We start from the raw sequence: 9963 nt of genomic DNA, 5'->3' as shown, positions 1-9963 counted from the left end.
TTGACTAATCGCTGCTCTTTTTGGCTTTGAATAAGAAAAAATTACAATCGGATAAATCGGTAAGACAAATTTCTCATGAAAGCGAGCAAAATAAGTAAACATTCGCCGGTTAAACCACTTGCGGGAACTTTCCTGCGCCTCGACATGAATCAGAAAAAAAGATTCTTTTCCGCGAAACTTAACTTGTGCGACTAAATCGCTTTCATGCCTTTCTCCTTCCGTGACATCTGTAAATACTTCTTTGTCTAAAAAAGTAATCGAGTTTCTATCTAAATAATCCATCAATTGAGGAAAAAATAACTCGATAAATTCGATAAAAAAGGTGGAGATTAACTCCTTAAATAAGCGGTCATGGTCAATATTATTAGTCATGTAATGTCATCTTAACTAATCTGAGCGATGAATGACTACTCTTATCTATTATATTCTGAAAAGTCTGTTTTGGCAACGGATTGTTATGACGTTACCCCCTTAAACTACGAGGGGAGGGGGAACTACGAAAAGAGGGGGATACTTTCCGCAAAAAACCCCACAGAAAACGGGTTTCTTGAAGAAACCCGTTTTCTAGGTGACTTAATACTTCTTTCTAGGGTTCATCATAATTGGCGATTGTTGGGTTCATTTGAGATGAACTATGACGGGATTTGGCATCATCCCCAGACGACCAGTTAAGCCGCCAGTTAACCCGACAGTATATATTAAGAAAAGCAACAAATACTTTACAGATAAACAAAAATATGCAAAAAATTCTAGGATTAGAGACACAAGCAAAAATTTGGCATTGGCGGGGATTCAAAATCACCTATCAAAATGCGGGGGAGACAGGACCTGCGATCGTGCTTGTGCATGGATTTGGGGCATCTTGGGGACATTGGCGCAAAAATATCCCCGTTTTAGGCGAAAAATGTCGCTGTTTTGCCCTAGATTTAATTGGTTTTGGCGGTTCCGACAAACCCGAACCGCAAAAGGAGATCGATTATACTTTCGAGACTTGGGGGGCGCAGATTGCCGATTTTTGTCGGGAAGTGGTGGGGGGTCCTGCTTTTTTGGCGGGTAATTCCATCGGTTGCGTGGCCATTATGCAGGCTGCCGTCGATTATCCCGATTTTGTCCTTGGGGTAGCGGCGATTAATTGTTCCCTCAGACTACTACACGAAAGAAAACGGGGGGAATTACCCTGGTATCGTCGTTTAGGCGCAGATTTTGCCCAAATAATTCTCAAAAATAAAGCAATTGGGGCTTTTTTCTTCCAACAGATCGCTAAACCCCAGACAGTGCGTAAAATTCTCCTGCAAGCTTATGGGCGCTCGGAAGCGGTAACAGAGGAATTAGTAGAAATAATCCTAAAACCCGCCCGAGATCCAGGAGCGATCGAGGTTTTCCTCGCTTTTACCGGTTATTCTGGCGGCCCACTCCCAGAAGACCTGCTGCCGATTCTCCCCTGTCGGGCTATTCTGCTTTGGGGTAGCGAGGATCCCTGGGAACCCTTGTCCTTGGGCCGGGAATTAGCAAGATTCCCGACAGTAAAACAGTTTATCCCCTTAGCTGGTTTGGGCCACTGTCCCCAGGATGAAGCTCCAGAAATAGTTAATCCGATTTTATTAGACTTCCTGCAAGCTCCTATCTAGGGTTTGCGGCAAAAAGTTTGTTGGTGGGGGTAGGGTGTGGGGTGTGGGGTGTGGGGTGTAGGGTTTTACCCATTTTCAGGCGGTCAATTACCTAATTTTCAGGGAAAAAGTCCCTGAATTTTCCCCCCAATCACTCCAATCGCTGGTACTTTTTGATTTCAAAAAAGTCTAAAAATATTATCCAACAAGGTTTTTAGATTTATTCAGCAATCCCTATCTAAGTCCTTCTAGTAACCAGAAGACCGGGTATCAATGGGTTGTTGGATAGTGAAGCCTCGGTTAGTAGTTTGAGGGGGAACTTGATTGGGGATGCCATTATTGTTGGGCGGCATTCCCTGATTGGGATAACCGGTGACGTTGGGTTGACTGCCGTAAACGGGGGACTGATATACGGGGGGTTGATAATAGTTGGATTGGTTGCCAGGGCCGGGGACCGGGTTAGGGTTGGCATTATTCCAGGAGGGTAGGGGCTGAGTATTTTGTTGATAAGGGGAATAATTTCCCTGGGGGTTGACTTGATTCGGGTTGCCCCCGGGGTTGAGATTAGAATAATTATTCAAGTTATTAGTCCGCGAGCGATTTTCGATTTCTCTCTGTAAAGGATAATTGCTATTGTTGCCACTAATCGGTTGCACTTGAATCGGTTGCAGAGTTTTACTAGTATTCGGTACTGGATTTGGCTTGACTGGCGGCATTAACGGGGCGAATAAAGAGGGTTTCTGGTTGTCATTGGGATTAGTATTTAAAGGATCAAAAGGCTGCGTCGAGGCCGGTCTCCCCGGGCGAGCGGTATTATTATTGGCAGGAATGGCCGGCAGTGGTGCGGCAGTGGGGAGAGGAGTATCGGTAATCTTGTTGCTCCGGATTTCGCGCTCCTCCAAGGACATTCCTGGGGTATCGAATACCGAACCCAACCATCCAGGATTCTGTTGATATATTGAGAAAGCAATTAGAGCTAAGGAAAATATTCCTAGCGGCAGCCAAAATAAAGGTTGGGCAAAGGGTTTTAATCCTGCCAAGAAATAGCGCATCGAAGAAGAATCTTTATAGTTACTCATACCGCTTCACCCTCTATAGGTTTTCCTCCATGCTATCAAATCATTAAGCAGTGATCAGTTATCAGTAATCAGTTATCAGTTCACTGAGAAAACTCCCCACACCCCATCACCCCACACCCCACACCCCACACCCCACACCCCACACCCCACACCCCACACCCCACACCCCACACCCTACACCCCACACCCCACACTGTTCACCGACTAGGTACTGATACTATTTGCGAGCAATTGTCAAACAATTGTAAAACTTCGTTATATTTAAGGAACATTTGAGAGACTAAGGAGCAGCGGAGTTGTGGCTTTATACGCGGATTTGCATCGGCATTTAGGGGGATCGGTAGTACCGAGAATTCTCTGGCGCTACTTTCACAGACATGAGCGGGATTTAGCGGATAAATTCCCAGAATATCCCGCTTTTGAGGAATTTTACACCCGCAAACGCAATAGTTTAGATGAGTATTTGGAATTACATACCCTAGTCGAAAGTGTTCAAACCGCCCAAACTTTGCCCTATTTTATCTATCGTCTGATTCGCGGCGCTTACATCTTCGAGAATCTGGCCTATTTAGAATTGCGCTATACTCCCTACTATCGCACCGACGAACATTTGAACCAAACAGAGCGCATCGAGCAAATGCGATCAATTGTCGAGATCGTTGGTCAAGCCTCGAAAATGAGCGAATATCCGATTATTACCAGTCAAATTCTCTGTATGCACTCGCGACTTCCCTACGAAGTCAACAAAGCGATCGTTGATCTAGCCCTAGGGATGAGAGAATACGTCTGTGCGATCGATATTGCGGGGGGTGATTCCCACTACCAAACTCGACTAGAGGAATTTGCCGGTTTATACAGTTATGCCAGGGAAAACGGTTTAAATACCACCGGCCATCTTTACGAAACAAAGGACGGTTGTTATCCCCAATTACTGCCCTATCTGCAAAGAATTGGTCACGGTATTCAAATTCCCCTACAATATCCGGAATTGCTGCCGGAAGTTGCCCGTCGTCATCAATGTTTAGAAGTCTGTCCCACCACCTATTTAAAAACTGGCACCCTTGAGAGTTTATCGCAATTAAAGATAGTCTTCGATCGCTGTTTTGAAGCGGGGGTTGATATTGCTATCTGTACCGATAATGCTGGTTTACACAATGTCCGGCTCCCCTTCGAGTACGAAAATTTACTCACCCTAGACGTGATCGATTTTCGACAATTACAAGCTTGTCAAGATGCGGCTTTTCGCCATGCTTTTGCTTGGCCCTATAGTCAAAAACCCGCCTCACTTTTAACCGGTTTGTTATCAGTGGATAATCCCAAATTACCGGTTTATCAGTAACACAATTAACTATAGTTTGGGTTAAGCAACTTCTTTACCGCTCCCGAACTATAGCGTTTTTCCACTCTCCTGCATCGGGTTTCGGGAATTCTACTGAATCTTGATTAAACTCAACCCAAAGAGAGTATAAGTACACAGAGAACCAAGACCGAACATCAGGGAACGAGCGATCGGGACATTAGTGATATAAAAAAGGGAAAATAAAAGCCGGAGGATCACAAAAGCGATCGCACAGTTAGCAGCCAAGGATGAGGAGACTCCTGTAACGTAGGCCATGAGAGCGGCGGCACTATAGATCATAAAGGTTTCAAAACCATTTTGATGGGCCCAAGTTGCTCGTTTAGCGTAGTCTGGGAGTTGGTCGAACATGGCCCGGGGAGCGGAGGTATCGTAACCCACCTTAGCCCTAGCGTAAGCCACCAGCAGAAAAGGTAGATAGACAGAGATAGCGGCAGCCACTATCGAATAGAGAAGAATGGCACTGACGGAGAGATTCATCGCTGAATTTAGTCAAAATAAAATAGGGTAACTAGCTTGCGTTGATCTTCCGCTTCCGCGCAGGTTTGCAAAAGGGTTTGACTGTCGTGGAAAGCAAAACAGATTAACTGTTGACAACGATTGATAATCTCCCGATTACAGAGGCTGCTGGCTTCCCCTAGGGATAGATGGTCATTTTCGGGACATTCCACTAGATGGATAACCTGCTGAAGTTGTTCTTGGGATTCCAGGGGCTGGCGATCAAGACTTTGGGGTAAGATCACGGTTAACAGATTAGGATCTGCCCGCATTGCCCCCTTAATGACGGCGGAATTGGTTCCCGTCGCCCCGGAGGTCATAATCCGATTGCCCGCCAGCACGAGGGCATAGGCCATCATTTCGATCAATTGCTGGTGGGTGATGGGAACATGACGGGAACCCAATAAAGCGACGCGCTTAGAACCGGTCTGCTGAATGGCGGCCAGTTCTTGAGCTAGAGTGTCTAGGGTGTTAGTGGTATCTACAGATTGACTCAAAGACTTTTACTGCAAATTCGGACTGATTAACCGTCCGTTATTGTAGCATCGAATTGTCATGATTGGAAATTTGGCCTAAAAAACCCCAGATGCTCATCGAGGTGTCCTTTCTGTGGTCGTCCCCTATGATCCCTCAGAAATTGTTATTGGTGCAGAAGTGCCTCTAGATTCTACGGTAAGATAGCTGCATAGACGATATTTACCCCAGAGCCATGACCACTTCTCCTGTTCCCCAAGGGGACGATTTTAGCGATCGCCCAATCCGTCCCGTACAATATCGGGATTTAGAAGACATTGAAGCTTTAACCTTGGATGACTTCGATGAGGATATTGATCGTCGCGCCCAAAATTTCCGCACGCAGGTGCAGCAGGTGCGGCCTTGGTTTGGGTTGTTTAAAATTCTCAGTTTTTTTCCCAATCCTCTGCAACACCGTTTTCATGTCTATGTGGCCGAGTCCCTGGCCAATCGGGGAGAAGAAGGGAAAATTCGCGGGGCCATCCAAGTCACTCCTTTTAATAGTAGTCGCAGCACTTGGCGGGTGGAACAGGTGCGGGTGCATCCGGCGGAGTCTTTAGGCGAACCCAAGGGCATCGGGGCGCAATTACTGCGTTATTGTCTAGAAACGGTTTGGGAAGCGCGCACCTGGGTGTTAGAGGTTAATATCAATCAAAAGGACAGTTTAGCCCTTTTTCGGCAACACGGTTTTCAGCCTTTGGCAGAATTAACCTATTGGTCTTTACCACCGCAATTATTACAGGAATTGAGCAAACAAGAGGCAGATTTACCGAATTTACTGCCTGTGAGCAATGCTGACGCTCAATTACTTTATCAGTTAGATTGTGTGTCTATGCCGCCGCTACTGCGTCAGGTATTTGATCGCCATATCCAGGATTTTAAAATCAGTTTAGTTGATAGTTTGTTCGGTCGCTGTCAAAGTTGGTGCGGCGGTCCGCAAATTAGTCGCGGTTACGTTTTTGAACCACAACGAAAAGCGGCGATCGGTTATTTTGAATTAATCCTATCTAATCAGGATGAGCGACCCCATCAAGCGAAATTAATTGTCCATCCCGCCTACACTTGGCTCTATCCTAAGTTATTAATCCAGATGGCCCAGATCACGCGCAAGTATCCCCCTCGATCGCTAGAGTTGATATCGGCTGATTATCAGCACGAAAGACGGGAATATCTGGAACAATTGGGAGCAATCCGCAGTTCCCACACCCTGATGATGTCGCGCTCGGTATGGCACAAAATCCGCGAAACTAAGCCGGAAAATTCCGCCCTGGCAGAAATGCTGCAGGGTTTACAACCGGTGCCGCGAACTCCCATCCCTAGTCGGATGTCTTGGTTAAAATGGCCCAATAATCCCCCCCTAGACTCCCTCGACAGTCCGGGAGAACTTCCCCCCGCTAAACCCCCCTCGGAACCCCCGGATCAGGGGCATCCAGTGTAATGGAAAGGGTCGCCGCCCTGGGCTTAGATATCGGCAAAAAACGGGTAGGAGTGGCAGGATGTGACGGTACAGGTTTAATCGCCACTGGTTTGACTACGATTATCCGTTCTTCCTTTGTTGCCGACATAGCACAATTTAAGGCAATTGTCAAGGAAAGAAATATTAAGATTTTGGTGGCGGGACTGCCCTATACCATGGCGGGAGAGTTAGGATTTCAGGCTAAACAGGTACAAAAATATGCCCAGAAACTAGCGATCGCCTTGGATTTACCCCTCGAATACATTGATGAGCGTTGCACGTCCCTAGAGGCGGAAGAATTCTTAAAAGCTAAAAAACAGTTTTCCTCTTGGGATAAGGGAGCGATTGATCGGGAAGCGGCGGCGATTATTTTACAACAATGGCTCGATCGCCGACGGCGAGTTAATAGTGTTGTTTTAGGGGATAGGGAAATCGTCGAACCAAAAAACGGCAAGGGAACTGGTAGCCAAAGCCTCGAATAACTTCCGATCCAAGGTCAACAAGGGTGCGTCTAGCCGCTTGGCAAGGGCGACATAAGAGCCATCGTAGGCGGTCAGATTATAGGCGATGCCGAGATTCACAGCTTCTCTCATGAGAGGGACAGTAGAAAAAACCCACAGGGGATAACCTTCTAGAAAGGTCAAGGCCTCTTGAACTTGCCTTGCAGTCAATTGTCCTGCCCGCAAATATTTCCAGAGAATGTTTGCCATTTCAATGTAAAACAGATCAGGAACCAAAAATTCCGTTTCTGGTTCGACGAGAAGGGCAAATAATTCGATCGTTTTTTCAGAAAGGGGATCGCGAATAAACTGTTTAATGGCAACGCTGGCATCGACAACGCATCTAAAAGCATTTGTCATCGCCCGTTTCGCTCTTGGCGAATCAATACCGTACTGTCTAGCCATTTCACATCATCGGGTAATTCCCGATAGCGTTGTTTGACTGCCTCGATCAAAGCGGGAATCGACTGGCAGCGGCGATCGGGAGTTTGAGAGTTTTCTGGCGATGCGGACAAGTTCGGACTAGCTTCTGATTCTGGCGACGACAAGAGACGTGTGGCTAGAAATTCGGTAAAATCTAAGACCTCTCTCTGTTTGTCTGGCGGCAAATCACGCCATCTCGATAGCAATAACTGTTCGCTGTTCATGAAAAGAATCCACTAAGAAACTCGGTCATCTGACCGTAGCAACGGAAGACTTTACTCAATTCTAGCAAGCAAAAAATCAACTCATTGATTGAACGAACAAAACTGATAACCGATAACTGATAACTGAATTTAAATAGAGACTTCGCTTAATTCACGAGTGAGATGATCAAAGGGTTCGGCGATCAAAGAGGTGTCGGCAATACCCGCCTCAGTAGCCATGGCTTGAATCATTTCGCTCATGATTTGGATACCGCGCACCGTCGGACCGATGGGAACACCCAGGGAATTATAGGTTTCCCGCAGTCCTTGCAGTACCCGCTCATCTAGAACATTAGTATCAGCAGCTACTAGGGCATAACTGGCATAGCGGAGATAGTAATCCATATCCCGCAGACAGGCAGAATAACGACGGGTGGTGTAGGCATTACCCCCGGCGCGGATCAATTCGGGAACTTCTTCAAATAGACGAATCGCCGCCCCACGCACGAGCGCCGCCGAATTAGCGTTAATTAGGGTGGCGGCAGCTAGACGGGCAGTTCCCGAGGCAAAATATTGTTTAAGATTATCGATCGCATCTCGATCGAGATAACGTCCGGTGACATCGTATTTTCTAATCAGGCTAGTTACCGCGTCTCGCATTATTAAGTTTCTCCCAACAGCAATAAAGACATTTTTGAGTTTCGCTTTATTTATAATCTCACAGGGTTGAACTTCGGGAGACATCCCTAGTCTAACTCTCTTGCTTGTCTAACAATTTGTTGTTTTTTTGAGACATTTCTTTACATTTAAGGCATTGGCCAGACCAGCGCTGGGTGGCGGAATTATCCCTTATTAAGTACCTAAGCAAAATTAATTACACATTTCGATAAAGCTTTTGCCTCTTGCCTATTGCCTCTTGCCTATCTTCACTAGGAAATTTATTTTGCACGACTACTTAGTCGAGGTAGTGGACGAGGCACTCAAAATGACGAGATTATCCCGATGAATAATGGTTTCTGCGGCCATATAACCTAATAAACTGGCAATACGCTCGGAATGTTGACCTTTAACTTGATCGATCTCCTCACTACTATAATTAACAATTCCCCGGGCCACTTCCCGTCCTTCTCGATCGCACAATTGCACCGATTCCGAGGCGCTAAATTCCCCCTCCACTTTGGTAATCCCGGCCGCGAGGAGAGATTTTCCCCCCTGACAAATGGCTTGAATCGCCCCCGCATCGAGATAGATTTTACCCATGGGCATTAGTCCGTAGGCGATCCAGCGTTTGCGGGCGTTATCACTGCGTTTTTGGGCCTCAAAACGGGTTCCGATCGCCTCTCCTGCCATAATTTTTAAGATATTACCGGGCTGCCGTCCCCTAGTAATCGCCATTTCTACCCCGGCGCTTGTGGCAATCCGGGCCGCGGCCAATTTAGTCGCCATACCCCCGGTCCCCCACTGACTGCCACTACTACCGGCATCGATCGATAGTTGCGCTAATTCCGCGGGACTAACTCGGGCAATAGCCGCCGCTTCGGGAAATAGCCGCGGATCGGCACTGTAGAGGCGATCCACATCGGTGAGGATAAATAACCAGTCAGCCTCGATTAAACTGGCCACAAGGGCTGATAAAGTGTCATTATCGCCGAATTTTAACTCATCGATCGCCACCGTATCATTTTCGTTGACGATGGCAATTACTCCTAATTCAAACAAAGCCTGAAAGGTATTATAGGCGTTGACATAACAGGTGCGTTCCATCAATTCGGGACGGGTCAGCAAAATTTGGGCGATCGGTTGACCAAGACTGGTAAAGAGGTCATCATAGATCCGCATCAGACGACCTTGGCCGACGGCGGCGATCGCTTGTTTGAGGGCGATTTTTTTCGGTCTTTCCTGTATTCCCAGACGACGGCAGCCCACCCCCACGGCCCCGGAAGATACTAATACCACCCGATGACCGGCAGCGCGCAACCGGGTGAGGACTTCCACTAAAGCGGCGATCGTGGATAGGGATAATTGGCCGGTTTCATTATCGGTCAAACTGGAAGTACCGATTTTGATCACTATGGTTTGGTTCATCGTCAAAAGGTGTGGGGTGTGGGGTGTGGGGTGTGGGGTGTGGGGTGTGGGGTGTAGGGTGTGGGGTGTGGGGTGTGGGGTGTGGGGAGAAACAATTCATAACTTGAGAGTTAATCACACTATTAAGTGGGTGGGTGGAATTAAATATAAGATGAACGTAGGTTGGGTTGAAGCATGAAACCCAACGCCCGCATAGTTTACGCTACCGCTAACCCATCCTACAAATAATTGTGCCTCCCTAC

General features: G+C 47.0%; 12 protein-coding genes. 4 read left to right on the top strand and 8 right to left on the bottom strand.

All coding sequences use genetic code 11. The features are described 5' to 3' along the window. On the bottom strand, positions 1–372 hold a 372-nt coding region (locus IM496_RS14665; RefSeq protein ID WP_287662366.1), incomplete at its 3' end, for an Rpn family recombination-promoting nuclease/putative transposase. A gap of 365 nt (positions 373–737) precedes the next feature. Here IM496_RS14665 and IM496_RS14660 point away from each other — a divergent pair. Next, positions 738–1628, top strand: a complete 891-nt coding sequence (locus IM496_RS14660; protein WP_287662365.1) for an alpha/beta fold hydrolase — start codon at positions 738–740, stop codon at positions 1626–1628. A 227-nt stretch (positions 1629–1855) separates the two neighbouring features. Here the strand turns inward: IM496_RS14660 and IM496_RS14655 are convergent, their stop codons facing one another. Then, a complete protein-coding gene (locus tag IM496_RS14655; protein ID WP_287662364.1) occupies positions 1856–2686 on the bottom strand; it encodes a hypothetical protein in 831 nt (276 codons plus the stop codon). A 298-nt stretch (positions 2687–2984) separates the two neighbouring features. Here IM496_RS14655 and IM496_RS14650 point away from each other — a divergent pair, with 298 nt between their 5' ends. Next, positions 2985–4025, top strand: coding sequence for an adenosine deaminase (locus IM496_RS14650; RefSeq protein WP_287662363.1), 1041 nt, complete (start codon positions 2985–2987; stop codon positions 4023–4025). A gap of 90 nt (positions 4026–4115) precedes the next feature. Here the strand turns inward: IM496_RS14650 and IM496_RS14645 are convergent, their stop codons facing one another. Both IM496_RS14645 and IM496_RS14640 read right to left on the bottom strand, forming a co-directional pair. Then, positions 4116–4523, bottom strand: coding sequence for an MAPEG family protein (locus tag IM496_RS14645; RefSeq protein ID WP_002783727.1), 408 nt, complete (start codon positions 4521–4523; stop codon positions 4116–4118). Between the two features lie 8 nt (positions 4524–4531). After that, positions 4532–5038: a hypothetical protein gene (locus IM496_RS14640; RefSeq protein WP_002741066.1), complete on the bottom strand. Its 507-nt coding sequence runs from the start codon at positions 5036–5038 to the stop codon at positions 4532–4534. A 212-nt stretch (positions 5039–5250) separates the two neighbouring features. Here IM496_RS14640 and IM496_RS14635 point away from each other — a divergent pair, with 212 nt between their 5' ends. Next, complete coding sequence (locus IM496_RS14635) at positions 5251–6492, top strand: GNAT family N-acetyltransferase (protein WP_194017542.1); 1242 nt, start codon at positions 5251–5253, stop codon at positions 6490–6492. Beyond that, positions 6492–6992 carry a Holliday junction resolvase RuvX gene (gene ruvX / locus IM496_RS14630; RefSeq protein ID WP_287662362.1) on the top strand — a complete coding sequence of 167 codons (501 nt, stop codon included), beginning with the start codon at positions 6492–6494 and terminating at the stop codon, positions 6990–6992. Before IM496_RS14635 ends, ruvX begins: the two co-directional genes overlap by 1 nt. On the opposite strand, the gene IM496_RS14625 is transcribed toward ruvX, so the two are convergent. The 4 genes from IM496_RS14625 to proB all read right to left on the bottom strand — a co-directional run bounded on the left by IM496_RS14625 (position 6927) and on the right by proB (position 9721). Beyond that, positions 6927–7370 carry a type II toxin-antitoxin system VapC family toxin gene (locus tag IM496_RS14625; protein WP_104395767.1) on the bottom strand — a complete coding sequence of 148 codons (444 nt, stop codon included), beginning with the start codon at positions 7368–7370 and terminating at the stop codon, positions 6927–6929. The two genes, ruvX and IM496_RS14625, sit on opposite strands and share 66 nt — an antisense overlap. Continuing rightward, complete coding sequence (locus IM496_RS14620; RefSeq protein WP_194017538.1) at positions 7367–7657, bottom strand: hypothetical protein; 291 nt, start codon at positions 7655–7657, stop codon at positions 7367–7369. The genes IM496_RS14625 and IM496_RS14620 overlap by 4 nt, the downstream gene beginning before the upstream one ends. 129 nt (positions 7658–7786) lie before the next feature. Then, positions 7787–8296 (bottom strand): allophycocyanin subunit beta, encoded by a 510-nt coding sequence (apcB, locus tag IM496_RS14615; protein WP_104395964.1) that lies wholly within the window; start codon positions 8294–8296, stop codon positions 7787–7789. A gap of 291 nt (positions 8297–8587) precedes the next feature. Then, positions 8588–9721, bottom strand: coding sequence for a glutamate 5-kinase (gene proB / locus IM496_RS14610; protein ID WP_287662360.1), 1134 nt, complete (start codon positions 9719–9721; stop codon positions 8588–8590). Between the last annotated feature and the right edge of the window lie 242 nt (positions 9722–9963).

The organism is Microcystis sp. M049S2 (assembly GCF_020245625.1).
Lineage (GTDB): Bacteria > Cyanobacteriota > Cyanobacteriia > Cyanobacteriales > Microcystaceae > Microcystis > Microcystis ichthyoblabe_A.
This window is presented reverse-complemented; position numbering and strand designations above follow the sequence as displayed.

Coding starts and splice junctions, on each gene's coding strand:
- IM496_RS14660 (WP_287662365.1), top strand. CDS start 738: ATGCAAAAAATTCTAGGATTAGAGACACAAGCAAAAATTTGGCATTGG.
- IM496_RS14655 (WP_287662364.1), bottom strand. CDS start 2,686: ATGAGTAACTATAAAGATTCTTCTTCGATGCGCTATTTCTTGGCAGGA.
- IM496_RS14645 (WP_002783727.1), bottom strand. CDS start 4,523: ATGAATCTCTCCGTCAGTGCCATTCTTCTCTATTCGATAGTGGCTGCC.
- IM496_RS14635 (WP_194017542.1), top strand. CDS start 5,251: ATGACCACTTCTCCTGTTCCCCAAGGGGACGATTTTAGCGATCGCCCA.
- ruvX (WP_287662362.1), top strand. CDS start 6,492: ATGGAAAGGGTCGCCGCCCTGGGCTTAGATATCGGCAAAAAACGGGTA.
- IM496_RS14625 (WP_104395767.1), bottom strand. CDS start 7,370: ATGACAAATGCTTTTAGATGCGTTGTCGATGCCAGCGTTGCCATTAAA.
- IM496_RS14620 (WP_194017538.1), bottom strand. CDS start 7,657: ATGAACAGCGAACAGTTATTGCTATCGAGATGGCGTGATTTGCCGCCA.
- apcB (WP_104395964.1), bottom strand. CDS start 8,296: ATGCGAGACGCGGTAACTAGCCTGATTAGAAAATACGATGTCACCGGA.
- proB (WP_287662360.1), bottom strand. CDS start 9,721: ATGAACCAAACCATAGTGATCAAAATCGGTACTTCCAGTTTGACCGAT.